Below are 26,210 nucleotides of genomic sequence, written 5' to 3'. Positions count from 1 at the left end.
TCCTGACGATGTCGGTCTGCCTGATGGCGGCCGCGGCGGGGGTGGCCGCGGCCGATCCGACCTTCCCGCCCACCTTCCCACCGGATCAGAATCAGCTGCCACAGCTGCCGACGGAACCGCAGCTCTACGACCAGCTGCCGATCCCCAGCCCGGATCAGGATCCGTGGTACGACGATCCGGCGAACCTGTCCGACTACGCGCCGGGTGACATCGTGCGCAGCCGGGTGGTGCAGACACGACTGCTCGGGCTGCCGATCCCGGTGTTCACCAAGCAATTGCTGTTCCGGTCCAACGACGTTCACGACAATCCGATCGTCACCGCGACCACGGTGATCGTGCCGGGCATCCCGTGGAGTGGCAGCGCGCGCCCGGTGGTGTCGTTCCAGGAGGCCATCGACTCCACCGACTCGGCGTGCAACCCGTCGCACACCCTGCAGGTCGGCACCATGAAGGAAGCGACGCTGTCGATCTATTGGCTGACACAGGGTTTCGCGATCAACGTGCCGGACTTCGACGGCAAGTTCAACACCTTCAACACCTATGGCGAAGGCAAGATGGTGCTCGACAGCCTGCGCGCCATGAAGAACGACACCTCGCTGGGGCTCACCGATTCCGGGATCGCGCTCTACGGATACTCCGGCGGCGGTTCGGGTTCCATTCGCGCCGCCGAACTGCGGGAGTCCTACGCTCCCGACGTTCGCCTGCTGGGCACCAGCATCGGCGGCACGCCCGGCAACCTGGTCGGTGAGGCGCAGTTCGCGACCCAGGCCGAGCCCGGGCTCACCGGCATCAGCAACTTCACCATGTGGCTCGGATTCGCCAGCCTCGCACGCGAATACCCGGATGTGTTCAAGCCGGAGGACCTGCTCACCGAAGACGGGCAGGCGTTGCTGAAGGACTTCGGCAGCCGCTGCTACGCCACCATCGCCGCGCAGGGCGCCTACCGTCCGATCAGCGCCTACTACCAGCCCGGCAAATCCCTGGAGAACTCTCCGGAGATCATGAAGGTGCTCGAGGACAACAGTCTCGGCAAGTACATCCCCGACACCCCGATCCTGTGGTGGCACGGCATGTGGGACGAACTGATCCCGCCGTCGGTGGTGCTGCCCACCGTCAACGACTACTGGAACCGCGGCGCGGACCTGCGCTTCTACACCGTCCCGATCCCCGAACACGTCACCAACGCGGTCACCGGCTGGATTCCGGCCGTCGCCTGGACCAGCGCCGTCCTGCGCGGCCTGTCGCCCGGCCCGAAGTTCAACGCCCAGTTCACGCCGCTGCCCGCCGGCTTCCCCGGCAGCTGATCCACCGATCTTCACCCGCCGGTCCAGCTCTGGTTCCGGCGGGTGTCGGTGTTCCGGGTTAGGGTGGTCCCTGACGGGATTCGCCCAGTTCAGAGTGCATGGGCGAAGGAATCGGAAGCGGGAGGAGATCCCTTGCCCGAACTACCGGAGATCGTTGCGCTGGAGCAGTTCCTGGCCGAGCACGCCGTGGGAGCGGTGGTGGGTCGGGTCGATGTCGCGGCACTGAGTGTGCTGAAGACCTTCGATCCGCCGGTGACCGCACTGTCCGGACGTGACGTCACCGGGGTCGGGCACTGGGGTAAGCATCTCGGAATCGATTGCGGCGGAATCTGGTTGATCACGCATCTGTCGCGGGGCGGGTGGTTGCGGTGGCTGGACGAGCCGAGTGCGACACCGCCGAAACCGGGGAAGGGGCCGTTGGCGCTGCGGGTGCACTTCTTCACGCCGGAGGGGGCCACCCCGGCGTTCGATCTCACCGAGGCGGGTACCAAGAAGCGGTTGGCGGTGTGGATCACCGCGGATCCGCTGTCGGTGCCGAGCATCGCCAGGTTGGGGCCGGACGCACTGGCCGTGAGCGAGCCCGAGTTCGCGGAGCTCATGCGGGGGACGTCGCAGCGGGTGAAGAACGCGATCACCGATCAGTCGGTGATCGCGGGGATCGGGAACGCCTACTCCGACGAGATTCTGCACACCGCGAAACTGTCGCCGTTCGCCACCGCTTCCACCTTGGACCCGCAGCAGGTGGCGCGGCTGTTCTCGGCCATGCGCGCCAGCCTCTCCGACGCCATCCAGCGTTCGGTGGGGCAGGACGCCGCGCGACTCAAGGGCGAGAAGCGCTCCGGTTTCCAGGTGCACGCGCGCACCGGACTGCCCTGCCCGGTGTGCGGCGATCTGGTGCGCGAAGTCGCGTACGCGGACAAGTCGTTCCAGTACTGCCCGACCTGTCAGACCGGCGGCAGGATCCTCGCCGACCGCCGCATGTCCCGGCTGCTCAAATAGTCGATCAGGTCAGGGCGGGGATTCGAACTCCCTGCCAGGCAAGACGTTTGGCCTGTTCGGGATCGTTCTCCACCCGGGGCGTCGAGTCGATGATCATGGTGGCTCGGGTGTCCTCGGTATAGGCGGGCCACGACGACAGCGGCGCACCGGTTTTCGCGAACGACAGCCAGTTGTCCTGGAACTGGTGCGATACCGCCTGCCAGGCCCGCTGACCGCCCGCCGCCGTCATGGTGCGGCCGACGGGACTGTCCACCGCGCCGAAGACGGGGATCAGGTCGAGGGCGTGGGTGGCGCCGAAACCCGCCAATTGGATTGCGCGGGGCGCGAAGTCGTAGCGGTAGGCGTAGGTCGGGGCGAAGCGGCTGTGCGCCTCCATCACGCGCAGCGACGGCCGCCAGAAGGTGAAATCGCCACCCATGCGGACGGTCACGCGCTTGTCCGGGAAGCCGGGATACGCTGCGGTGACCCGGGATTCGACGTCCGCGCCGTTGTCGCCGAGCGTCTCGTGCAGGCGTTCGGGCGAGGTGGGCATGGTCTGGCCGAGCTTGGTGAAGAGGGCGGAATCGGGGCCGTCGCTCAGAGCCTGGTCGACGTGCCGCAGCAGCCAGCGCATCCGGTCGGGGGTGGTGGGCAGGGTGTCGTCGAAGCGCACGAACAGGGTGGCCTCGTCCCGGTTGGTGCCGATGATGAGCGGTACCCGATGCGCGGTTCCCTGTGCGAACGCCGCGATCGGGGACAGCGGCAGGTAGTCGCCGTCCACCGTGGGCGCGATCGGGAACAGTCCCGGCTGCTCGTGCATGACCTGCGAGACGGAATGGTCGACGGCCCGGCGAATATCGTTGGCACCGGCCGTGATCAGCGCCTTCGCGGCGGTCTCGTCCGGGGTGATCCCAAGTCTGTCCAGGCAGCGCCGGGCGAAGAGTCGCGATTCCGCCTGGGTGGGAGCCCAGTCCGCGGGTGGGCTCTGCGCGATGCCGCGGTGGAACAGTCCGGCCGCGGCGGGCGTCGCCATCAGCGACAGCACCGCGTGCGCCCCGGCGGACTCGCCGAAGATGGTGACATTGTCGGGATCACCGCCGAACGCGGCGATATTGCGCCGCACCCACTCCAGGGCCGCGACCTGATCGCGCAAGCCCAGATTCGAGTCGAATCGCTGTGCGGGCGTGGAGTATTCGGAGAAGTCGACGTAACCGAAAGCGCCGAGCCGGTAGTTGATCGACACCACCACCACGTCACCGCGAAGGACCAGGCGCGCACCGGAATACAGCCGCAGCGCCGAGGTGCCGATCATGTAGCCGCCACCGTGGATGAACACCATGACGGGGCGCGGCGTGGTCGAAGTCGCGTTGGGCGCACAGACATTCAGGGTGAGACAGTCCTCGCCGGTCGGCTGCGCCTGCCGGGGGCCGATCCGCGCGCCGTCGCGATGCTGCATCGCCGCGAACCCGAAGGCGGTCGCGTCGCGCACCCCGCTCCAGGGTTGCACGGGCTGCGGGGCGCGGAACCTGAACTCGCCCACCGGAGGGGCCGCGAAGGGGATGGACCGCCAGCGTGAAACGCGACGTCCGCGAAGTCCGCGAACCACTCCGTCCGCGGTAGCGATATCTGTCGTTGCCACCATCACAAAAGGGTAGACCCGCACCCGGGAGGGGCCCATGGCCATCGCGGCCAACTTTCGAGCCCTCCCGAGCGGACGGCGTGGCCCTACTGCAGGTAGCCCTCGACCTGGCGGGCGGAGCTGGCCTGCGCCTCATCGGGGTTGCGGCCCTGATCGAGACGGGCGCGACGCTGGCGCAGCAGGTCCCAGCACTGGTCGAGTTCGACCTCGATCTCGGCGAGCTGACGGCGCTCGGTCTCGGGGTCGAGTTCGCCACCGGTGGTCTTGGCGCGCAGCTGGTGCTCGCGATCGACCAGGTCCTTGATTCGCGACTGGATGTCCTTTTCGCTCATGCGGACCACTCTACGGCTCCGACCAGTGCGTCCCCCGCTGACCGGACCGCCCCGGGCAGCTCGGCGGCCGGTAGCGCGGCGTATCCGAGCGCGATGCCGAACGTGTGCCGCGCGCCCAGATGATGCCGGGCCAGGCCGTCGAACTGGATGCCGAGCCGCCGGGCCGCGGCCACCGCCCGATCCTCCTGCGCGGCGGTGGCCAGGGGGACGAAGACGTGGGATCCGGCGTCGTCGCCACGGACCTCGAGCCCGCGCGAACGCAACGCGTCGACCACCAGGGCGCGGCGATGCGGCATCTCGCGCCGCAGCCGACGCAGGTGGCGGGCCAGATCGCCGTGCCGGGCCAGCGCGGCCACCACCTGCTGACCCGCCGGGGCCGGGCCGGTACCGGTGAGCTCGCGGTAGGCCATCACCGCGTCGGCGATCGCGGGGGCCGCGACCAGCCAGCCCACGCCCAGCATGGGGGTGAGGATCTTGCTGGTGGTGCCCAGATGCACGACGACGTCGGGGGCCAGGGTGGCCAGCAGTGGCAAAGGGGCGGTGTCGTAACGCAATTCGCCGTCGTAGTCGTCCTCGATGACGACGGCCCCGGTGCGGCGGGCGAATTCGACCAGTGCGACCCGGCGACCGGCGGGCATTCGCGCGCCCAGCGGAAACTGGTGTGCCGGAGTGCAGTACACCAGTTTGGCCAACTCGGGGACCAGGTCCACCCGCATGCCGTCGTCGTCCACCGGCACCGGCGTCACCCGCATGCCCGCCGCCTTGAAAGCGCCTGCGGCACGGCGATACCCGGGATCCTCGATGGCGACCAGGTCTCCCGGTCGCAGCAGTGCGCTCGCCAGTTCGCCTGCGGCCGAACTGCTTCCGGCCGTGGCCAGCACCGTGGTACCGGCGGCAGCGCCGAGTCCGCGATGCCGAAGCAGGTGTTCGGCGACGGCGTCGCGGTAGGCGGGCTCGCCGCGGCGGTCCTTGCGGATCAACGGGATTCGATCCGACGCCGTGCGCCAGGCCCGTCGCCAAGCGGCGGGGTCGATGGCGTCGATCGAGGGTGCGCCCGCCGCCAGATCCAGCAGCCCGGCCGCGGGATCATGGTGTTCGCGGGTGCCGGGCGGTGCGGTCGCGGGGGCGGGTGCGGCCGTGAGATAGGTGCCGGAACCGTGCCGCCCGTCCAGCCAGCCCTCGGCGTGCAGCTGGTCGTAGGCCGCGGTCACCACCGTGCGGCTCACCCCGAGGCGGGTGGCGAGTTCGCGGGAGGAGGGCAGCCGGTCGCCGCCGCGCAGCGCGCCGGTGGTGGCGGCGTGGCGCAGGCCGTCGGCGACCTGGACGGCCAGCGGCGTGCCGCTGACCCGGTCGACGGTGAACGGCAGGTCGTCGTCGACGAGGCGGTGCGCGCACATGGAAGTGGACTCCCGGATGGTCGGGGATCGGATGGGCCCAGCATGCCATTTAGGCAAGTGGTCTGACAATCTTGCTTGGAATTGGCTATTCAAGAATGCCATTCCGGCCGCGAAACTGGACTCATGAGTGAGACAGCCACGACCCGGCCGCCCCTGTCGCCCACCCCGCGCAGCAGCCTCACCCGCAGTAAAGAGCGGGGCCGCACCGACCGCGCCGAACTCGACGCCGTGCTCGACGCGGGCCTGGTCTGCCACCTCGGGGTGCTGCTCGGCGGCAGCCCGGTGGTGATCCCCACTGTCTACGGCCGCGACGGCGACACCCTCTACCTGCACGGCTCCACCGGCGCGGGCAACCTGCGCGCCGCGATGACCGGCGATGTCTCCCTGACCGTCACGCACGTGGACGGCATCGTCTACGCCCGTTCGGCCATGCACTTCTCGATGAACTACCGCTCGGCCGTCATCCACGGCCGCCCGGTCGTGGTCACCGACGAGGACGCGCGGATGCACGGCATGCGAGTCATGGTCGAGCACACCGCACCCGGCGCGTGGGCCGACGTGCGCAGCCCGAACAAGAAGGAGATGGCCGCGACGCTGGTGCTGGCGCTGGATCTGACGGAGGCCTCGGTCAAGGTCCGCACCGGCGGTCCCCGCGACGATGAGAGCGATATCGAGACCGGCGGCGTCTGGGCGGGCGTGCTGCCCATGCGTCAGGTTTTCGACCCGCCGATCTCCGCCGCCGACCTGGACGCCGGAGTCGAGGTGCCCGAATACGTCGCCGGACGTGTCACCGACAGCGCCCTGGTGCGGTAGTCACCAATTCCGGCCGGTGAGGCCGAATTCGGCGAGGGCGGTGGTGGCGAGCTCGTACAGCGTTGTGGCAGCGGGGATCGCATCGGGGTCGAGGCTCACCAGTGACACCGTGTAGCTGTCGGCGATGCGGGTGAAGTAACCCGCGAGGCGGGTGCGGGGGAGGGCCTCGGAGCGCAGGCCGGGGTGGATGGCGCGAGCCGCCACCCCGGTACAGGGGTGCGGGCCGATGGCCAGCAGCGAGTCCGGGAGGTTTCCGATGTTGGAGCACAGGATGTCTCGTTCGCCCGCGCCCTTGGCGAGGCGATAGGCCAGGCGGTCGGGGATGACCTGCAGCAGTTCCTCGGGGATGCCGCCCGGACTGGTCATGCGGTGCTCGTAGGCGGTACGGGCCTTGTGGCGCAGGGTGGCCGGGGTGTCGGCGCGGGTGATGGCGATCTCGGTCATGGACATGTCGTTGTCCACTCGCGGTTCGTCGCGGGTGTCGACCGGCAGGCTGGCGGCGATGGTCGTGCCGGGAAAACCGCTGGCCCACAGCATGTTCGCGATCAGCTGCACGAACAGGCTGTTGGCGGTGCCGCCGGTCGCGACGGCGACCCGGTTCCATTCGCGCACCGGAATCTCCACCACCGCGGAGTGGGTGACCGCCGACGCCGGGGTGGCCGCTACCGATTCGATGGATGCGGTGGGCGCGGGTTCGGTGCGGGGTGCGGCGATCGGGTTGGGGCGGAAAACGGCGGCGTGCGCGGACATTTCGCTGGTCACGCTGCCGCGCACCGCTTTTCGGGTCGGCGCCGGGGTCGGCCGGGGCGGGATGCCCTGACGCAGCGCGCGGGCGGTACCGCCGAGGACAGTGGCCCACATGCGCCGGGCGTCGGTCCAATCCGAGTGTGCTGCCAGCGGAGTCGCGAGCGGCGTGCCGGTGAGGGCATTGTCGACCGCGAGGGTCAGGGCGCGGCCGTCGGCGAGCGCGTGTGAGCAGGTCAGGGCGACCAGACAGCCGCCGTCGTCGATGCGGGCCGCCGAGAGTCGCCAGCCGGGGCCGAGTTCCGGGTCCAGATCCTCGCCCTGGCGGTCGGCCCAATCCAATACGGCCGCAGCCGGAATCGGCGCGGTGGTCAGGGTGAACGGATAGGCGTTCTCGTTGCGCTGCCAGCGGGGCCGCGCGCCGGGGATGCGGGGGCGGACCACGCGGCGGCCCAGCGGGCCTGTGCGCAGGTCACGGTGGATATGCCAGAGCAGGGCCGGGTGCACCGGTTCGGCGGTGCGCCAGAGGCCCTGCAGGGCGATCGGGGTACCCATGCCCCGATGCGACCGCAGGAAGATCTCGTCCACCACGCTCAGCCGATTCATTGAATGGCAAGCGTACCGATCGGTTCTGGGATGTGCTGCCGGGCATATTCGCGGCTATCCCCGCCGCCGTCCGCCCGGCACCCGGCGGGCTCAGGCCCGGCTGCCGTGGCGGCCCGCCCCGGAGGCGAAACGCGCAGCGCCGTCGAGCGCACCGTCCAGCAGCGCTTTCATGCCGTGGCGCAGTTCGTTGCTGATCGCGGTGGGCTCGTCGAGGCCGTCCTGCTCGAGCACCGACATCCGGTCCGAGCGCAGGCAGGTCTGCGGCAGGGCGGCCAGTTCGAGCGCCAGTTGCTCTGCGGCAGCACGGGATTCGCCGGTCGGCACCACCCGGTTGACCAGCCCGATCTGCAGGGCCTCGGCGGCGTCGACCGCGCGCCCGGTGAGGATGAGATCCATGGCGCGGCCCTCGCCGATGATGCGCGGCAGCCGCACCGTGCCGCCGTCGATGAGCGGCACGCCCCAGCGGCGGCAGAAGACGCCGAAGGTGCTGTCCTGCTCGGCGACTCGCAGATCGCACCACAGCGCGAGTTCGATACCGCCTGCCACGGCGTAGCCGGAGACGGCCGCGATGACGGGTTTGGACAGCTTCATCCGGGTGGGCCCCATGGGGCCGTCGCCGTCCTCGGTGACCGCGTTCGAGCGGTCGGTGCCGAGGGCCTTCAGGTCGGCTCCGGCGCAGAAGGTGCCGCCGTCGCCCCACAGCACCGCGACCGCGGCGTCGGGGTCGGCGTCGAACTCCCGGAAGGCGTCGGCCAGGGCTTTCGCGGTGGGGCCGTCGACCGCGTTGCGGGCTTCGGGTCGGTGCAGGATCACGGTGTAGACGGGGCCGTTGCGCTCCACTCGTACGCTCACGGCCCCGACCATACGCCGTAAACGGGCTCTTGCACGAAGAAATGAATCAATGGTTCACTTCTTGGGTGGCCTACCGCAGAACCCCCGCTGTCCAGGCCCGCCTGGACGCCCAGGCGGGCGCCATCGTGCGAGCCGCCATGACCGTGCTCTCCCGCGACGGCTTCGCCGGACTGTCCATGGCCGCCGTCGCCGCCGAGGCGGGCGTCGCCACCGGGACCGTCTACAAGGCGTTCACGGGGAAGGCCGAACTGGTCACCGCGGTCTTCCGCGAGGTCGTCACCCGTGAGGTCGACGCGGTCGCCGCCGCCGGTGCCGCGGGGGAGGGTCGCACCGCGCGCGACCGGGTCACCGCCGCCGTCGAGACTTTCGCCGGGCGCGCGCTCAAGAACCCGAAACTCGCCTATGTGCTGCTGGCCGAACCGGTGGACGCCGCTGTCGATGTCGAACGACTGCGTTTCCGGCGGGCCTTCGCCGAGACCTACGCCGCCGCGGTCGCCGACGGCGTCGCCAATGGTGAACTGCCGCCGCAGGATCCGCGCACCTCCGCCACCGCCCTGGTCGGCGCGGTCGGTGAAGTGCTGGTCGGGCCGCTCGCCGAACAACTGCAGAGCGAGTCGGTGATGCCCGAACTGGTGGCCTTCGCGCTGCGCGCCCTCGGCGTCGGCCACGAAACTCGCGGCCACGAAACTCTCCGCGCCCCAACGGAATAAGGAGTCCCCCCGCCATGCCCACGCATGAAGTCTTCAACCAGGTGCCGGACATCGTCCCGTTCGACAACTCCCGCAACCCCGCCCTGATCGAGGGCCTGCACCGGGAAGGCGCGGGCTGGGCCGAGGCCGAAGTGCGCGAACTCGGCGCGCTCGCAGGCGGTTCCGAGGCACAGGAGTGGGGCCGGGTCGCCAACGAGAACCCGCCGGTCCTGCACACCCACGACCGCTACGGCAATCGCGTCGACGAGGTGGAGTTCCATCCGTACTGGCACGACCTGATGAATGTCGCTGTCTCCCATGGCCTGCACGGTTCACCGTGGCAGGACGAGCGGTCCGGCGCGCACGTCGCCCGCGCCGCCAAGTTCTACACCTGGGGCATCGCCGACGCCGGGCACATGTGCCCGATCTCGATGACCTACGCCGTGGTGCCCGCGCTGCGCCACAACCCGGAACTGTCGGCCACCTTCGAACCGCTGCTGGCCTCGAAGGTCTACGACTACGGGCTGCGGGAGCCGTCCTCGAAGGCCGGTCTCATCGCGGGCATGTCGATGACCGAGAAGCAGGGCGGCTCCGACGTCCGCGCCAACACCACCACGGCCACACCGCAATCCGACGGCACCTACCGGATCGTCGGGCACAAGTGGTTCACCTCCGCGCCGATGTCGGACCTGTTCCTCACCCTGGCGCAGGCGCCCGGCGGGCTGTCGTGCTTCATGCTGCCGCGCGTGCTGCCCGACGGCAGCCGCAACGCGCTGCGGCTGCAGCGGCTCAAGGACAAGCTGGGCAACAAGTCCAACGCCTCCTCGGAGATCGAATACGAGAACGCGACCGGCTGGCTGGTCGGCGCGGAGGGCGCGGGCGTCAAGACCATCATCGAGATGGTCAACATGACCCGCCTGGACTGTGTGATCGGCTCCGCGACCGGGATGCGGGCGGGCGTGGTCTTCGCGACCCATCACGCCCGGCATCGAAAGACGTTCGGCAAGAACCTGATCGACCAGCCCGCCATGCGCAACGTGCTGGCCGACCTGATCGTGGAATCCGACGCCGCCACCACGGTGATGATGCGGCTGGCCGGATCCACCGACCGCGCCGGCAGCGATCCGGCCGAGGCCGCCCTGCGCCGCATCGCGCTGGCCGTCACCAAGTACTGGGTGTGCAAGCGCGCCCCCGCGCACGCGGCCGAGGCCCTGGAATGCTTCGGCGGCAACGGATATGTCGAGGAATCCGGGATGCCGCGCCTCTACCGCGAGGCTCCGCTCATGTCCATCTGGGAGGGCTCCGGCAATGTGGCGGCGCTGGATGCGTTGCGCGCCATGGGCCGTCAGCCCGAGACTGTCGAAGCCTTCTTCAACGAGGTGAACCTGGCGCGCGGCGGCAACCGCTACCTGGACGAGGCCATCGACCGAATCGGCAAGGAGCTCACCGACTTCGCCGATATCGAATACCGCGCGCGGCGCGTGGTCGAACTGATGGCACTGGTGCTGCAGGGCGCGCAGCTGGTCCGCCACGGGCATCAGGCCGTCGCGGATGCCTTCTGCGGCACCAGGTTCGGTGGCGACTGGGGCATCGCCTTCGGCACCCTGCCGGTCGGCGTCGACACCGAGGCGATCCTGGCCCGCGGCTACCTCGACTGACCGCGACCCTGGACCTCGGCTACCTCAGCCGAGGTCCAGACCCAGCGCCGTCAATTCCTCCCGCAGGATGCGAAGCGCCTTCGGCCCCACCCCGTGCATGGCCCGCAGCGTGGCCTCCGGGACGTCCGCGAGCTGCTCGAGCCGCTGATATCCGGCGGCGTTCAGCGCCCGCGTCGCCGGTGCGCCGATACCGCGCGGCAGAGTCGAATCGGTCATGCCCAGAGCCTAGGCGCACGGTCGCCCGCGACGGCGTCAGTGGAACAGGCAGCTCGGGTCGTCGGTGGAGCTGAGCTGGCAGCGGGTGGCGGATCCACTGGTGATCAGGGCCTGCTCGATGAGATACCCGATGGAGTAGCTGCCGCTACCGAGATCCACGGCGCCGCTGCCGGTGCCCGAGCCGGAGCCGGAGGACCCGACCGCGGAGGCCGTGGACACACCGGTGGTGAGGGCGGCGGCGCACATGGCGGCGATGACTGCGAGGCGGGCGGCGCGGGGCATACGGAGTTCTCCGGTCTGTGGGTCCCGGTCGCCGATGGCTGGGCGCGACACGGGAGTCGAATGGTTGTCGGCAGCGACGGTAGAGGGCGTGACGCCTTGTCTCCAGACCCGAGTTCAGGGGCTACGGCGGTCTCGTGGAATGGTGCGGAAAAGTAGAACGTGTTCTACTTTTGAGGTCTTGGCGGTAAATCGAAGGGGTTGCGCATGAGCGCGTCGAAGGGGCCGTTGGCCGGGGTGCGGATCGTGGAACTGGCGAGCATCGGGCCCGGGCCACACGCGGGGATGATGCTCGCCGATCTCGGCGCGGACGTGGTGCGGGTGCAGCGGCCGGGGGACGGGTCGGCCAAGGGGCCGATGCGCGCGCAGCTGCGGGGCCGGACCATCGTGCAGGCGAACTTCAAGGATCCCGCCGATATCGAGGCGGTGCGCGGGCTCATCGACAAGGCCGACGTGGTCATCGAGGGGTATCGGCCGGGCGTCGTGGAACGGCTCGGGCTCGGACCGCAGGAGGCGTTGGCGCGCAATCCGCGACTCGTCTACGGGCGGATGACCGGGTGGGGGCAGGACGGGCCGCGGGCCGATCGGGCCGGGCACGACATCAACTACATCGGGCTGACCGGGGCGCTCAACGCCATCGGGCGCAAGGGGGAGCGGCCGGTGCCGCCGGTCAACATGCTCGGCGATTACGGCGGCGGGTCGGTGTTCCTGGTGCTCGGCGTCATCACCGCGCTGTTCGAGCGGGAACGCTCCGGACAGGGGCAGATCGTGGACGCGGCCATGGTGGACGGGGCGCTGACGCTGGCGCATTCACTGTGGATCCTGCATCAGGGCGGGGCCTGGTCCGACGAGCGCGGCACCAACCTGCTCGACACCGGAATGGCTTGGTACGACACGTATCAGACGTCGGACGGCAAGTACCTCGCCGTCGGTGCGTTCGAACCGCAGTTCTACGCCGAACTGCTCCGAGTACTCGAACTGGACTCGGAATCGCTGCCGCGCCAAATGGATCCGACCGGGCAGGAGGTGCTGCGCGAGGTATTCACCGAGAAGTTCGCGGCCCGAACCCAGGACGAATGGGCCGCCCTCTTCGACGGCGTCGACGCCTGCGTCACCCCCATCCGCACCTGGACCGACGCCGCCGCCGACGAACACCTCAGGGCCCGTGGATCACTCGTCGAAATCGACGGCATGCTGCAACCCGCCCCGGCCCCGCGCTTCTCCCGCACCGCACCACCGACCCCGGCCGCGCCGCCGACCGAATTCACCCCGCTCGGCGAAGTCTGGGCGTAGTGCCATCCGTGGGCGGGCGCACAGTGCGATCAACGCCACGCTTCCGGGCTGATCATCGCGGTTATAGCGTCGAGTCATGCCTCGTACAACGACGTACACCCAGTGGATCGCCCTCCCGCCGCGGCAGCTGTGGACGGTGCTCGGCGATCCGGCCCGCTGGCCCGACTGGAATCCGGCCGTCGGGTCGGTAACCCTGCACGGGGCACCGGCGGCCGGAGTCACCGGCGACTATCTGCCGCGCGGGCGCGTCAGCGAGGCCGTGCACGGGCGCTTCGCGGCACCGTTCACCATCGCCACCTTCGTGCCCGATCGGGAACTCACCCTGGAGCAGCCGGAGCCCGCGGGCACCATGCGCTTGCGCTGGACCCTGACTCCGCGCGACGGCGGCACCGAACTCCGACAGCAGCTCACCTTCACCGGGGCCTCGGCCGCCGTCTTCCGCAAGGTCGCCGGGGCTCCGGTGCAGGCCGACACCCACACCGCGTTCGCCCGGCTCGCGCAGCTGGCCGGACTGCGGCCCGCCGCAGACGCGCTCACCGTCGTGATCGCCGGTGGCACCGGCGCTCTGGGGCGGACACTGGCCGCCGATCTCGCCTGTCGCGGGCAGCGGCCCGTCATCCTCACCCGCCGGACCGCCCCGGAACTGCCCTACCCGCAGTACGAATGGGACGGCCGCACCGTCGGTGCGTGGGCCGACGCGCTGAAGAACCCCGGCCGCACCGCGGTGATCAACCTCGCCGGCAAGCTCGTCGACTGCCGCCCGACCGCCCGCAATATCGCCGAATTGCGCCGCAGCCGAGTCGATTCCACGCGGGCGCTGGTGATCGCGTCGAAGGGGCTCGACCACCCCGTCGACTACTGGATCCAGGCCGGCACCACCGCCATCTGGGCCGACGCCGGTGAAATCCGGTGCACCGAAGAGACGCCGCTGCCCGATCCCGGCCTGCCGCAGATGACCGGGGTGGCCCGGCCGTGGGAGGAAGCCTTCGAGGGCGCGAACGCCACCCACTGGACCATCCTGCGCACCTCCATCGTTCTCGACCCGGACGCGCCCGCCATGAAACGCCTTGCCGCCCTTACGAAAGCGGGACTGGGCGGCAGCGTCGGCAACGGGCGGCAGTGGTTCAGCTGGATCCACCTCGAGGACTGGCTGGCCATCGTGCGGGCGGGGCTCGGGCTCGACCCGCGCGTCGCGCTGCCGAACGGAATCGTGGTGGCCGCCACCGACTTCCCCGTCCGCAACAAGGAACTCATGGCCGCGCTGCGACGACAGCTGCGCCGCCCCTGGTCGCCGCCGACCCCGGCACCCGCGCTCACCGCCGGCGCGATCTTCCTGCGCACCGACCCCGCGCTCGGCCTGACCGGGCGGCACGCCACCTCGGAGGTGCTGCGCCACAACGGGTTCCGCTTCCGCTACCCGACCATCGACGAGGCGCTGGCCGACCTGCTGCCCCGCTGACCGCCCGACTGTTGCCATAACCATCGGTTATGGCAACAGGTATTGGAGCTCCCCGGCGAAGCCATCGAGGCTGGGTTCCGAGAGACACCCTCGAGAATTCAGCCGGGAGCCGAAATGTTCATCGCCTATGTCGTCGTCACCCTGATCGCGATCGCGGCCAATGCCGTCGAAGGCGTCGCCACCCTGGCCGGGGCGAAATTCGTGCGCGACAACCTCGGCGAGATCGGCCTGCCGCCCGCCCTGCTGCCGTTCCTCGGCGCGTGCAAGACCGCCGGAGCGCTCGGCCTGATCGGCGGGCTGGTGGCCTGGCGGCACCTGGGCGTCGCGGCCGCGATCGGACTCACCGTCTTCTACCTGCTGGCCGTGCTCGTCCACCTGCGCACCCGGGTGGTGCACAATATCGCCTTCCCCATCGGATTCCTCGCCCTCGCCGCCGCCACCCTGGCCCTCGCCGCCCTGCACTGACGAAAACTTCGGCAGCATTAAGGAATTCGACCGATACCGCGCCGGGACTTTCCGGCGCAGCATCGAACAGTGACCCGATCGGTCACACAGGAAGCGGGCCGCCCAATCCCCCCTGACGCGGCCCGTCGGCACCGCGGCCGAATCAGCCCTGCCCGGCGCGTTCGACGGCGGTGCCATCCTGTAGCGCTCGACCTTCCGGCTTTCGGGGCGGCCGCGGACGCCACCCGCGCTGCCCCGGAAACCGGGGGCAGCCGCAAGTTTGCCGAAATATGGCCCGGGGCAATAGGTTGTGGCATGTGCTGTACGGTCGCGACCACGAGCTGCGGCAGATCCGAACCCTGCTCACGGCCGCCGCGCAAGGCAGCAGCGGCGTCCTGGCCATCACGGCCGACGCGGGCGAGGGCAAATCCGCACTGCTGAACCAGGCGGCCACGGCGGCCGGGCCGGGCTGGCGCATCCTGCGCTGCTCCGGCATCGAATGCGAATCCGAACTGCCGTTCGCGGGCCTGCACCAATTGCTCAGCGGCACACTCGAACACCTCGACCTGCTGCCCGCGCCGCAGGCCCGCGCCCTGGGCTGCGCGCTGGGCCTGTGCGAATCCGCGGGCACCGACCGCTTCCTGGTCGGCGTCGCCACCGTCACCCTGCTCGCCGAACTGTCCGCCGACATCCCGGTGCTGTGCCTCATCGACGACGCCCAGTGGCTCGACCGCCCCTCCCTCGACGTGCTGTGCTTCGCCGCCCGGCGGCTCGGCGCGGAGAACATCGCCATGCTCTTCGCCGGTCGCCGCGAATTCACTGCCACCGGGCTACCCGAACTGCGGATGGAGCCCTTGGATTCCACCGCCGCCACCGCACTGCTCGCCGACCGCTGGCCCGGACTCACCGGCGAACGACTCGGCCGGGTACTCGGCGACGCCGCCGGAAACCCGCTGGCACTGCTGGAACTCCCGCGCATGGACCTCGACGCCTCACCCGCCGAACCACTTCCACTGCCGCTGCGCCTGCAAACCGGCTATGAGCGCGAGATCGCCGCCTGCTCCGCCGCCGCCCGCACCGCCATGCTGGTCGTCGCCGCCGAGGAAACCGGCGATCTCGCACTGGTGCTCGGCGCGCTGCGACGCCTCGGCCTCGACGCCGAATCCCTCGCCGAGGCAGAACAATCCGGCATGCTCACCGTCACCGAACGGCGCGTCAGCTTCCGGCATCCGCTGCGCCGCTCCGCCGCCTACCACGGGGCATCCTTCACCCGGCGGCTCGCCGTGCACGCCGCACTGGCCGACGTGCTCGCCGCCGACCCCGCCCGCAGCGCCTGGCACCTCGCCGCCGCCAGCACCGAACCCGACGAAAACGTCGCCGCCGCATTGGAATCCGCCGCGATACAGGCGCAGCAGCGCGGCGGGCACGCCTCGGCGGCCGTCGCCTTCGAACGCGCCGCCTGGCTCACACCAGACCTCGCCGCCCGAACCCGGCGACTGGTGCTGGCCGTCGAAACCGCCGCAGAAGCCGGGCTCACCGCACGCGCCCTGCGACTCGCGTCCGCCACCGAGGCACTCGATCCCGAACCCGTGTACCGCGCCCGGATCCTCGGCGTGCGCGCCCGCATCGACTTCGAGGACGGCTCCCTCGGCAAGGCCCGCCGCCTCGCCGAAGCCGCGGCCGTCGACATGGCCGAGCACGAACCCGAAAGCGCCGCCTGGTTTCTCGTCGAAGCGGGCCGCATCGCCCTCACCGCGGGCGACCGCGCCGCCTTCGACGCCATCGGCGCACGGCTGGCCGCCCTGCCACTGCCCGAGGAGGCCGCACCGCTGGCCGCACTGCGCGGGGCCCGCACCGTCTTCGACGGCGAGCTGGCCGCCGGGATCGCGCTGATCCGGGCCAATGTCGAATTCAGCCGGACCGTGCCGGTCGACGCCATCGGCATCCGGCTCGCCTTCGTCCTGCAGGCCGCGCTCATCGGCGATATGGCGCACGCCCGCCTGCTGCTGGTCGAACTCGTCGACCTGGTGCTCGCCCGCGGCATGATCGGCTGGTACCCGTCCGTGGGCGGCACCCTCGCCATCGCCGAGATGATCCTGGGTCGCTTCCGGGAGGCCGAGGCCACCGCCACCCAGGTGGCCCGCGTCGCCGCCGATATCGGCCAGCACAATCGGGTGGTCGGGGCCGAAGGCGTGCTCGCCTTCGCCGCCGCCATCCGCGGCGACGAGAGGCGCTGCCGGGAACTGGCCGAACGCAACCTCGACGCCGCACCCGGCGACCGCAACGCCATCGACACCACCCACTTCGAATGGGCGCTGGCCGTTGTCGACCTCGGCGCGGGCCGCTACGAACACGCCCTGGCCCGGCTCACCGCCCTGCACGAACAACCCAACCTGGCGCACGGGCAATGGACCGAACTGCTCAGCGACCTCGTCGAAGCCGCCGCCCGCGCCCGCCGCCCCGAACGTGCCGCCGCCGCTCTCGCCGAAATCGACTCCTGGGCAACGGCACTCGCCGAGCCCTGGGCCGAAGCCCTGCTGCTGCGCTGCCAAGCCATGATCCACGGCGACGGCGAGAAATTCGCGCAGGCCCTCAAACTGCACGCCGAAGCCGACCGCCGCTACGACCACGCCCGCACCGCCCTCGTCTACGGCGAATGGCTACGGCGCGAACGCCGCCTCGGCGAGGCCCGCACCCACCTGCGCGCCGCCCTGGAAACCTTCGACCGGCTCGGCGTGACACCCCGAGCCGACCAGGCCCGCAACGAACTCCGGGCCGCCGGTGAGGGTTCGGTCCCCGAACCCGAGAACGACCTCGCCGCCGTCCTCACCGCCCAGGAACTCCAGGTCGTCCGCCTCGCCGCCGTCGGCGCCACCAACAAGGAAATCGCCGCCCAGCTGTTCCTGAGCCCGAAAACCGTCGCCCACCACCTCTACCGGGCCTTCCCGAAACTGGGCGTCAACAACCGGGTGGAACTCGCCCGACTCGACCTCGCCTGACCTGTCCGCAGGACTAGTTTGAGGGGGTGGACTCACCGCGAGCGGGAGTGCGACTGGCGGAACTGGTGGCGGCGCTGTCACTGGCCACCGACCTGGGTCTGGGCCAGCCCCAGGAGCACGTGCTGCGGCAGACGGTGATCGCCACCCGGCTCGCCCGGGCAGCCGGACTCTCCGAAGCCGACCAGGGCGCGGCCTTCTACGTATCGCTGCTGGCCTGGGTCGGCTGCGTGGCCGACTCCCACGAAATGGCCCGCTGGTTCGGCGACGACCGGCAGCTGCGCTCCGACAGCTACCAGGTCGACCTGACCCCCGTGCCCACCATGCGATTCCTGCTGGGGCACCTCGCCGCCGACGGCGGGCTGCGGCGTATCACCCTGCTCGGCCGGTTCTTCGCCGGCGGCTTCCGCGAGGTCATGAATTCCTTTGTGACGCACTGCGAGACGACCGGTGACATCGCCGACCGGCTCGGCCTGCCCGACCAGGTGCGGCGGGCACTGCCCCAGGCCTTCGAACGCTGGGACGGCAAGGGCGTGCCCACCAGGCTGCCCGGACCCGAAATCGAACCCGTCATGCGAATCGTGCAGATCGCCGACGACAGCGAAGCCTCCTGGCGCACCGGCGGCATCCCCGCCGTCGTGACCCTGCTGCGCGCCCGCAGCGGCACCGAATTCGATCCCGAACTCGTCGACCTGTGCTGCCGCGACGCCGAAACCCTCTTCGGTGATCTCGCCACCGTCGACGCCTGGAGCACCGTCGTATCCGGGTGCCCAGCGCTGCGCCCCGCCCTCACCGACCTCGAACTCACCGCGGCCCTGCACACCTTCGCTGACTACGCCGACCTGAAATCGCCCTGGTTCCTGGGACATTCACGCGCACTGGCGGTCCTCGCGGCCACCGCCGCCCGCCGCCACGGCCTGCCCGAAGACGACGTGAACCTGATCGAACGCGCCGCCCTGGTCTCCAGGCTCGGCGTCATCGGCGTCTCCGCCGGCATCTGGGCCAAACCCGGCCCGCTCTCCGACCTCGACTGGGAACACGTCCGCACCGCGCCCTACCTGACCGAACGCATCCTGTCCCGGCAGCCGCGACTGGCCCCGCTCGGCGCACTCGCCGCCCTCGTCCACGAACGGCTCGACGGTTCCGGATACCCGCGCGGGCTACCCGGCGCGGCCCTCCCGTTCCCGGCCCGCCTGCTCGCGGCGGCCGAGGTGTATCAGGCGCTCGGCGAGGACCGGCCGCATCGCGTCGCGCTGCCCGGGCCCGAACGCGCCCGCCTGCTCATCGCCGAGGCCGAGGACGGACGACTGGATTCCGTTGCGGTACGGGCGATCCTGGATGCCGCCGGACATCGGCCGCCCCGGCGGCTGAACACGGTCGCCGGACTGACCGAACGGGAGGTGACGGTGCTCGCCCTGCTGGTGCGCGGACGCACCAATCGGGAGATCGCCGCCGCACTCTCGATCACCCCGCGCACCGCGGGCAGCCACATCGAACACATCTACCGCAAGATCGGCGTCGGCACCCGCGGAGCCGCCGCCATGTTCGCCATGCGCCACGGCCTCGTCGACGCGGAGGCAGCGGACCCGAAGATCGGGTGAACGACAGATGTGCCGGGACCCGGCGCGGACGTAGAACAGAGGCATGACCACACACCTCGAAACCCAGCCCACCGACAGCGCCTGGCCCGCCGCCGCGACACTGCTCGATTCCCTTGTGCGCCGCGACTTTCCGACGCTGGCCACCTGCCTCGGCACGCAGGTGCGCTTCCGTGCCCTGGTCCCTCCCGGACCCTTCGAACTGACCGGACCCGACGCGGTCGCGGGACAGTTCGAGAAATGGTTCGGCGGCCCCGACGAATTCGAAGTCGTCGACGCCGCCATCGGACAGGTGGGCGAACGCGTCTATCTGCGCTGGCGCGTCCACATGAACCCGGCGGGCACCGGCGAAACCGGCCGCACCGCCGAACAACACGTCTTCGCCACCGTCACCGACCGCGTCGACACCCTCGACCTGGTCTGCTCGGGCTGGCAGCCCGACCGGCCGGTCAGAGCTTGATCAGGGTCCGGCTGAACTGGGGGATCAGGCGGATCTTGCCCGCGGTGCCGAAATCGATGGTGACCGTGGCCAACGCGCCGAAGCCCTCCGCCGCGACCACCCGGCCCAGACCGTACTTGTCGTCGCTGACCCGATCACCCACCGCGAGCACCAGACCGGTGTTGTTGCGCTTGCCACCCGCTGCCGCGGCGGCGGGAGCCGGACGGCGTTCACCGCGATCACGCAGGCCGGGACGCTGCTCCGACCAGCCGTCGCCGCGCGTCCAATCCCGTTCCATGCCATCGTCTTCGCCGCGACGGCGGAAACCGCGCTGTTGCGACGGGGTCGGCTCCAGGCGCTGCCAATCCATCAGATGGCCCGGAATCTCCTGCAGGAAGCGGGATTCCGGATTCGAGACCGGCTGACCCCAACCCGAGCGCACCACCGCGCGGGTCAGGTACAGGCGTTTGCGGGCGCGGGTGATGCCGACGTAGGCCAGACGGCGCTCCTCCTGCAGCTCGGCGGGATCGCCCAGGGCCCGCATGTGCGGGAACTGGCCATCCTCCCAACCGGTTACGAAGACCACCGGGAACTCCAGGCCCTTCGCGGTGTGCAGGGTCATCATGGTGACGACGCCCGTACCCTCCTCGGGGATCTGATCGGCGTCGGCCACCAGCGACACCCGCTCCAGGAACGCGGCCAGCGAACCCGGCTCCGGCTCACCCTCCGCCTGCTCGGGCAGCAGGCCCTCCGCGCGCGCCGCCTCCACATTGTTGCGAGCCTCGGAACTGAATTCCCGTGCCACGCTGACCAGTTCGTTCAGGTTGTCCAGGCGGGCGCCGTCCTGCGGATCGTCGGACGCCTCCAGCTCGGCGCGGTAGCCGCTGCGATCCAGCACCGCCTCCACCACCGAACCCACATCCGGGAAGTCCAGATCCGCCTGCACGCCCGCCGCGCGCACCTCGTCCATCAACTCCAGGAAACCGGTGATGGCCCGCTGCGAACGCGTATTGAGCAGTGCGACTTTGCCTTCCGCGGCATCCCGCAGCGCCTGCGCGAAACCGATGCCGCGCTGCTCGGCGTGCACCGCCACACACGCCTCGGCGCGATCACCGATGCCGCGGCGCGGCGTATTGAGAATGCGGCGCAGGCTCACCGCGTCGTCGGGGTTCTCCAGCACGCGCAGATAGGCCACCACATCGCGGACCTCCTTGCGCTCGTAGAAGCGGACGCCGCCGACCACCTTGTAGGGCAGGCCCATCCGGATGAAGATCTCCTCCAGGGCGCGCGAATTGTTGTTGGTGCGGTAGAAGACCGCCACATCCGCGTAGTTGTAGTCACCCTGATCGATCAGGCGGTCGATCTCGCGGGCCACGAACGAGGCCTCGTCGTGCTCGTTGTCGGCCACGTAGCCGACGATCAGGTCACCGTCGCCGTGATCGGTCCACAGCTTCTTGTCGCGGCGGCCCTCGTTGCGGGCGATGACCGCGTTGGCGGCGGTCAGAATGTGCTGGGTGGAACGGTAGTTCTGTTCCAGCAGAATGGTTTCCGCGTCCGGGAAGTCGCGCTCGAACTCCTCGATATTGCGGATCGTCGCGCCGCGGAAGGCGTAGATGGACTGATCGGCGTCACCCACCACGCACAGCTCCGAGGGCGGCACCCGGTCCTCGGCGTCCTCGCCCAGGTGATGGCCGACCAGCTCGCGCACCAGCGTGTACTGCGCGTGGTTGGTGTCCTGGTACTCGTCGACCAGCACGTGGCGGAAGCGCCGCCGGTAGTACTCGGCGACCTGCGGATGCCGCTGCAGCACCGACACCGTCTCACCGATCAGGTCATCGAAGTCCAGTGCGTTGGCCGCGCGCAACCGGCGCTGATACTCACCGAACATCTTGGCCACGATGCGCGGCAGCTCACTGTCCTCGGTATCGGCGTCCGACTGGGCCTGCTCCGGGCCGATCAGCTCGTTCTTGAGGTTCGAGATCGCCGTCGCCAGCAGTCGCGGCGTGTACTTCTTGGCGTCGATCTCGAAATCCCGGCTGATCATGGCCAGCAGGCGGCGCGAGTCGTCGGCGTCGTAGATGGAGAAGTTGGAATTGAGGCCGGGCACCAACCCGGCCTGGGTGCGAAGAATGCGAACACAGCTGGAGTGGAAGGTCGACACCCACATCCCGGCCGCTCGCGGGCCGACCAGACCCGCGACCCGCTCGCGCATCTCGGCGGCGGCCTTGTTGGTGAAGGTGATCGCCAGCACCTCGCTCGGGCGCACCCCGCGCGCGGCCAGCAGATAGGCGATGCGACGCGTCAGCACCGCTGTTTTGCCTGATCCGGCGCCCGCCACGATCAGTAGCGGAGTGCCGGTGTGCATCACCGCGGCACGCTGTTGCGGATTCAACCCCTCGAGCAGTTGCCCGGTCTTCTGTTCGTCCACTGCCACCGTCGTGTTCATCGCCCATCCACGCTACCGGCGGCCACCGACAGACGTCGGGTCGGATCGCACAGGTGTCCGATAAGTGCCGGTCCGGCGAACTTCCGGTGAATCCGAGCCGGCGCGAAAACTCAGGATCTTCACAAACAGACCTGTTTTGCATAGCTCACGATGCGTGGCAGACTCGTGCCATGACCGGCCTGCGCGCGACGCATTGCGCTTCAGCCCGATCCTGGGGGGACAATGGTTCGTTGACGACCCGCCCTTTTTCTTGGTGAAGAACAGATTGGTAACAGGTTGGGTCCACCTGCCGATCGACGTTCTGGACCACGAGGAGTTGAAAGTATGAGCATCTCGACGACGGGAACCACCGAGCCTGCCACCGGGTCGGATTCCGCCCTGCCTTCCGAGGCAGAGATCGAAAAGCTGCGCAAGGAGATCGACAAGCTCGATGCCGAGATCCTTGCCGCGATCAAACGCCGGACCGAGGTCTCGCGCATCATCGGCCGGACCCGAATGGCCAATGGCGGGCCGAAGCTCGTGCACTCCCGCGAGATGAAGGTGCTGGAGCGCTTCAGCGAACTGGGCCAGGAGGGCCACACTCTCGCCATGCTGCTGCTGCGGCTGGGGCGGGGACGCCTCGGTCACTGACCGAATTCGGCGATCGTGTTAACACCGGCGACCGCTCGGACCGATGTACCGAGCGGTGTGCCGTGAACACGGCCTAGAGCTTTGCTGCATGCGTGCCACGGATGCAGCTTTCCCGAGCCGCCCCGGGTGTCTATCCACCCCGGGGCGGTTGTTTTTTGTCCGGATCAGGGCAGGGCGATGTACTTGATGTTCAGGTACTCATCGATGCCCTCGAAACCGCCCTCGCGGCCGAAGCCGGACTCCTTCACTCCGCCGAAGGGTGCGGCCGGATCGGAGATGACACCGCGGTTCACGCCGACCATGCCGGTCTCCAGGCCCTCGGCCACGCGCAGGGCCCGGTCCAGGCTCTGCGTGTAAACGTATGCGACGAGCCCGAATTCGGTGTTGTTGGCGGCGGCCAGGCCCTCTGCCTCGGTCTCGAAACCGACAATTGGGGCAACCGGGCCGAAAACTTCTTCCTTCAGGATGCGGGCGTGCGCGGGGATATCGGTCAGCACCGTCGCCGGATAGAACCAGCCCTGGCCGCCCGGCGCCTTGCCACCCAGCGCCACCTGCGCACCCGTGCTCACCGCGTCGTCCACCAACTCGCTGACCGTGTCGAGCTGATCGGCGTTGATGAGCGGGCCCAGCGTGGTCTCCGGATCGACACCGTTGCCCAGCTTGTACTCGGCCATGGCCGCGACCAGTTTGTCGGTGAATTCCTGGCGAACCGAATTCTGGACGTGGAAACGGTTGGCGGCCGTGCAGGCCTCGCCGCCGTTGCGCAATTTGGCCAGCACCGCACCCTGCACCGCGGCATCGATATCGGCATCGTCGAACACCACGAACGGGGCATTGCCGCCCAGCTCCATCGAGGTGCGCAGCAGGCCGTGCGCGGACTGCTCCACCAGCTTCTTGCCCACCAGGGTCGAACCGGTGAAAGTCAGCTTGCGCAAACGCGGATCGTTGATCAGCGGCGCGGTCGCGGCACTCGAATGCGAGGTGGTGATCACCGACAGCACCCCGTCGGGCAGACCCGCCGCGCTGCACAGCTGGGCCAGCAGCAGCATGGTCAGCGGGGTCTCGCCCGCCGGTTTCACGATCATGGTGCAGCCCGCCGCCAGCGCCGGGCCGATCTTGCGAGTCCCCATGGCGAGCGGGAAGTTCCACGGCGTGATGGCCAGGCACGGGCCGACCGGCTGCTTGTGCACCAGGATCCGTCCGGTCCCGGCCGGGGCGGGCTGATAACGGCCGTGGACGCGCACCGCCTCCTCGCTGAACCAGCGGAAGAACTCCGCGCCGTAGCGAACCTCGTTGCGGCTCTCCGGAAGTGCCTTGCCCATCTCCAGGGTCATCAGCAGCGCGAACTCCTCGGCGCGCGCGGTGATCGCCTCGAATACCGCGCGCAGGATCTCCCCGCGCTGCCGGGCCGGGGTGGCGGCCCAGTCGGCCTGCGCGGCCACCGCGGCGTCGAGGGCGCGCAGCGCGTCCTCGGGGGTGGCGTCGGCGACGTTCGCGATCACCTCGCCGGTCGCGGGATTGTGCACCGGGAACGTCGCGCCACCGGTGGCGTCCACCGGTCCGCCGATCCAGAGTCGGGTGGGAATGGTCGAAAGTAGCTCGGTTTCAGACACCATGCAGCCAGCCTAGGCACCCGGCCACACCATTACCGTTGTTACCTGCGCGTTGCCTCGGGGACGTTGTAACCTCGCGAAGGTGAGCAGCGACATCACCGCATCGGCGGTCTGGCGGAAACTGCAGGACCACCACGCGTCTCTCGCGGGGCGGCATCTGCGTGAGTTCTTCGCCGAGGATCCCGAACGCGGACGAGAGCTGATCGTGCAGGTCGGCGACCTCCACATCGACTACTCGAAACATCGCGTGACCCGCGAAACCCTGGACCTGCTGGTCGAATTGGCGCACACCGCCGAGGTCGAACGGCACCGCGACGCCATGTTCGCGGGCGAACGCATCAACACCTCCGAGGACCGCGCGGTCGGCCACGTGGCCCTGCGCGCGCCCGCCGGGGCGACGGTCACCATGGACGGCGAGAACGTCGAACCCGACGTGCACGAAGTGCTGCGCCGGATGGGCGAATTCACCGACGCGGTGCGCTCGGGACAGTGGCGCGGCGCGACCGGTGAACGCATCACCACCGTGGTGAACATCGGCATCGGCGGCTCGGATCTGGGGCCCGCCATGGTGTATCTGGCGCTGCGGCACTACGCCGACGCCGGGATCGCCGCCCGCTTCGTATCGAATGTCGATCCGGCGGACCTGGTTTCGAAGCTCGACGGCCTGGACCCGGCCACCACCCTGTTCATCGTCGCCTCCAAGACCTTCTCCACCCTCGAGACGCTCACCAATGCCACCGCCGCTCGGCGCTGGCTGGTGGCCGCGCTCGGGGAGGACGCTGTCGCAAAGCATTTCGTCGCGGTGTCCACCCATGCGCAGCGGGTGTCGGACTTCGGCATCGACACCGCCAACATGTTCGGCTTCTGGGACTGGGTCGGCGGCCGCTACTCGGTGGACTCGGCCATCGGACTGTCGGTGATGGCGGTGATCGGCAAGGAGCGCTTCGCCGAGTTCCTGGCCGGAATGCACACTGTCGACGAGCATTTCAGGAACACGCCGCTCGAGGAGAACGGTCCGGCGCTGCTCGGGCTGCTCGGCGTCTGGTACTCCAACTTCTTCGGCGCGCAGTCGCGTGCGGTGCTGCCGTACTCCAACGACCTGGCCCGCTTCCCGGCCTATCTGCAGCAGCTGACCATGGAGTCGAACGGCAAATCCGTTCGCGCGGACGGCACTCCGGTCACCACCTCGACCGGTGAGATCTTCTGGGGCGAGCCCGGCACCAACGGTCAGCACGCCTTCTATCAACTGCTGCACCAGGGCACCCGCCTGGTCCCGGCCGACTTCATCGGATTCGCCCGTCCCACCGACGATCTGGCCACCATGGACGGCGTGGGCAGCATGCACGACATCCTGATGAGCAACCTGTTCGCGCAGACCAAGGTGCTGGCCTTCGGCAAGACCGCCGAGGAGATCACCGCCGAGGGCACCGCCCCGAACCTGGTGCCGCACAAGGTGATGCCCGGCAACCGCCCCACGACCGCCATTCTGGCCCCCCAGCTGACCCCCTCCGTCCTCGGACAGCTGATCGCGCTCTATGAGCACCAGGTCTTCACCGAGGGCGCCATCTGGGGCATCGACAGCTTCGACCAGTGGGGCGTGGAGCTCGGCAAGCAGCAGGCCCTCGAACTCGAGCCGCTGCTCACCTCCGCCGAAAGCCCTGCCTCCCAGGGCGATTCCTCCACCGACGCCCTGGTCGGCTGGTACCGGTCGCACCGGCACTGACCGCGAGCCCCGAAACGAGAAACGCTCGGCCGGAGAAATCCGGCCGAGCGTTTTCGTATCTA

At 69.6% G+C, this 26,210-nt stretch carries 22 protein-coding genes; 13 read left to right on the top strand and 9 right to left on the bottom strand.

The genetic code is table 11. The features are described from left to right. Positions 1–8: 8 nt before the first annotated feature. Both OG300_RS27910 and OG300_RS27905 read left to right on the top strand, forming a co-directional pair. Positions 9–1,304 carry a lipase family protein gene (locus tag OG300_RS27910; protein WP_405498701.1) on the top strand — a complete coding sequence of 432 codons (1,296 nt, stop codon included), beginning with the start codon at positions 9–11 and terminating at the stop codon, positions 1,302–1,304. A gap of 132 nt (positions 1,305–1,436) precedes the next feature. Continuing rightward, positions 1,437–2,303, top strand: a complete 867-nt coding sequence (locus tag OG300_RS27905) for an Fpg/Nei family DNA glycosylase (protein ID WP_405486002.1) — start codon at positions 1,437–1,439, stop codon at positions 2,301–2,303. Positions 2,304–2,307: 4 nt separating this feature from the next. Here the strand turns inward: OG300_RS27905 and OG300_RS27900 are convergent, their stop codons facing one another. The 3 genes from OG300_RS27900 to OG300_RS27890 form a co-directional block, all read right to left on the bottom strand. Further along, on the bottom strand, positions 2,308–3,924 hold the full coding sequence (locus tag OG300_RS27900) for a carboxylesterase/lipase family protein (RefSeq protein ID WP_405486001.1): 1,617 nt from the start codon (positions 3,922–3,924) through the stop codon (positions 2,308–2,310). An 83-nt stretch (positions 3,925–4,007) separates the two neighbouring features. Then, positions 4,008–4,253, bottom strand: a complete 246-nt coding sequence (locus OG300_RS27895; RefSeq protein WP_405486000.1) for a DUF2630 family protein — start codon at positions 4,251–4,253, stop codon at positions 4,008–4,010. Continuing rightward, the gene (locus OG300_RS27890) at positions 4,250–5,650 is read right to left on the bottom strand and encodes a PLP-dependent aminotransferase family protein (RefSeq protein WP_405485999.1); all 1,401 of its coding nucleotides are present in this window, start codon (positions 5,648–5,650) and stop codon (positions 4,250–4,252) included. The genes OG300_RS27895 and OG300_RS27890 overlap by 4 nt, the downstream gene beginning before the upstream one ends. Before the next feature lie 123 nt (positions 5,651–5,773). Between OG300_RS27890 and OG300_RS27885 the strand changes: the two genes are divergently transcribed. Beyond that, positions 5,774–6,463 (top strand): pyridoxamine 5'-phosphate oxidase family protein, encoded by a 690-nt coding sequence (locus tag OG300_RS27885; RefSeq protein ID WP_405485998.1) that lies wholly within the window; start codon positions 5,774–5,776, stop codon positions 6,461–6,463. On the opposite strand, the gene OG300_RS27880 is transcribed toward OG300_RS27885, so the two are convergent. Further along, positions 6,464–7,813: a hypothetical protein gene (locus OG300_RS27880; protein ID WP_405485997.1), complete on the bottom strand. Its 1,350-nt coding sequence runs from the start codon at positions 7,811–7,813 to the stop codon at positions 6,464–6,466. It lies immediately after the preceding gene. 90 nt (positions 7,814–7,903) lie between these two features. Beyond that, a complete protein-coding gene (locus OG300_RS27875; RefSeq protein ID WP_405485996.1) occupies positions 7,904–8,665 on the bottom strand; it encodes a crotonase/enoyl-CoA hydratase family protein in 762 nt (253 codons plus the stop codon). 65 nt (positions 8,666–8,730) lie between these two features. On the opposite strand from OG300_RS27875, the gene OG300_RS27870 reads away from it, so the two are divergent. Continuing rightward, complete coding sequence (locus tag OG300_RS27870; protein WP_405485995.1) at positions 8,731–9,375, top strand: TetR/AcrR family transcriptional regulator; 645 nt, start codon at positions 8,731–8,733, stop codon at positions 9,373–9,375. A 14-nt stretch (positions 9,376–9,389) separates the two neighbouring features. Then, positions 9,390–11,012 (top strand): acyl-CoA dehydrogenase family protein, encoded by a 1,623-nt coding sequence (locus OG300_RS27865; RefSeq protein WP_405485994.1) that lies wholly within the window; start codon positions 9,390–9,392, stop codon positions 11,010–11,012. A gap of 24 nt (positions 11,013–11,036) precedes the next feature. Here the strand turns inward: OG300_RS27865 and OG300_RS27860 are convergent, their stop codons facing one another. Together OG300_RS27860 and OG300_RS27855 are read right to left on the bottom strand one after the other, a co-directional pair. After that, the gene (locus tag OG300_RS27860) at positions 11,037–11,228 is read right to left on the bottom strand and encodes a DNA-binding protein (protein ID WP_405485993.1); all 192 of its coding nucleotides are present in this window, start codon (positions 11,226–11,228) and stop codon (positions 11,037–11,039) included. A 36-nt stretch (positions 11,229–11,264) separates the two neighbouring features. Beyond that, entirely contained in the window at positions 11,265–11,510 is a 246-nt protein-coding gene (locus OG300_RS27855) for a hypothetical protein (protein ID WP_405485992.1), read from the bottom strand. Between the two features lie 204 nt (positions 11,511–11,714). On the opposite strand from OG300_RS27855, the gene OG300_RS27850 reads away from it, so the two are divergent. The 6 genes from OG300_RS27850 (at position 11,715) to OG300_RS27825 (ending at position 19,757) form a co-directional block, all read left to right on the top strand. Continuing rightward, on the top strand, positions 11,715–12,800 hold the full coding sequence (locus OG300_RS27850; protein WP_405485991.1) for a CaiB/BaiF CoA transferase family protein: 1,086 nt from the start codon (positions 11,715–11,717) through the stop codon (positions 12,798–12,800). Between the two features lie 76 nt (positions 12,801–12,876). Beyond that, positions 12,877–14,259: a DUF1731 domain-containing protein gene (locus tag OG300_RS27845; protein ID WP_405485990.1), complete on the top strand. Its 1,383-nt coding sequence runs from the start codon at positions 12,877–12,879 to the stop codon at positions 14,257–14,259. A gap of 114 nt (positions 14,260–14,373) precedes the next feature. Next, on the top strand, positions 14,374–14,724 hold the full coding sequence (locus tag OG300_RS27840; RefSeq protein WP_405485989.1) for a DoxX family protein: 351 nt from the start codon (positions 14,374–14,376) through the stop codon (positions 14,722–14,724). A 296-nt stretch (positions 14,725–15,020) separates the two neighbouring features. Continuing rightward, the gene (locus OG300_RS27835; protein ID WP_405485988.1) at positions 15,021–17,702 is read left to right on the top strand and encodes a LuxR C-terminal-related transcriptional regulator; all 2,682 of its coding nucleotides are present in this window, start codon (positions 15,021–15,023) and stop codon (positions 17,700–17,702) included. Positions 17,703–17,728: 26 nt separating this feature from the next. Then, complete coding sequence (locus OG300_RS27830) at positions 17,729–19,300, top strand: HD domain-containing phosphohydrolase (protein WP_405485987.1); 1,572 nt, start codon at positions 17,729–17,731, stop codon at positions 19,298–19,300. 43 nt (positions 19,301–19,343) lie between these two features. Further along, a complete protein-coding gene (locus OG300_RS27825; RefSeq protein WP_405485986.1) occupies positions 19,344–19,757 on the top strand; it encodes a nuclear transport factor 2 family protein in 414 nt (137 codons plus the stop codon). On the opposite strand, the gene pcrA is transcribed toward OG300_RS27825, so the two are convergent. Then, complete coding sequence (gene pcrA / locus OG300_RS27820) at positions 19,747–22,182, bottom strand: DNA helicase PcrA (RefSeq protein WP_405485985.1); 2,436 nt, start codon at positions 22,180–22,182, stop codon at positions 19,747–19,749. The genes OG300_RS27825 and pcrA overlap by 11 nt on opposite strands. A gap of 324 nt (positions 22,183–22,506) precedes the next feature. On the opposite strand from pcrA, the gene OG300_RS27815 reads away from it, so the two are divergent. Then, on the top strand, positions 22,507–22,812 hold the full coding sequence (locus tag OG300_RS27815) for a chorismate mutase (protein ID WP_405485984.1): 306 nt from the start codon (positions 22,507–22,509) through the stop codon (positions 22,810–22,812). Positions 22,813–22,976: 164 nt separating this feature from the next. Here OG300_RS27815 and OG300_RS27810 read toward each other — a convergent pair whose 3' ends face one another. Continuing rightward, complete coding sequence (locus OG300_RS27810) at positions 22,977–24,428, bottom strand: NAD-dependent succinate-semialdehyde dehydrogenase (protein ID WP_405485983.1); 1,452 nt, start codon at positions 24,426–24,428, stop codon at positions 22,977–22,979. A gap of 79 nt (positions 24,429–24,507) precedes the next feature. Here OG300_RS27810 and pgi point away from each other — a divergent pair, with 79 nt between their 5' ends. Next, positions 24,508–26,148 (top strand): glucose-6-phosphate isomerase, encoded by a 1,641-nt coding sequence (pgi, locus tag OG300_RS27805; RefSeq protein WP_405485982.1) that lies wholly within the window; start codon positions 24,508–24,510, stop codon positions 26,146–26,148. Positions 26,149–26,210: the final 62 nt, after the last annotated feature.

This window comes from Nocardia sp. NBC_00511 (genome assembly GCF_045161165.1).
In the GTDB taxonomy this organism is placed as follows: domain Bacteria; phylum Actinomycetota; class Actinomycetes; order Mycobacteriales; family Mycobacteriaceae; genus Nocardia.
This window is presented reverse-complemented; position numbering and strand designations above follow the sequence as displayed.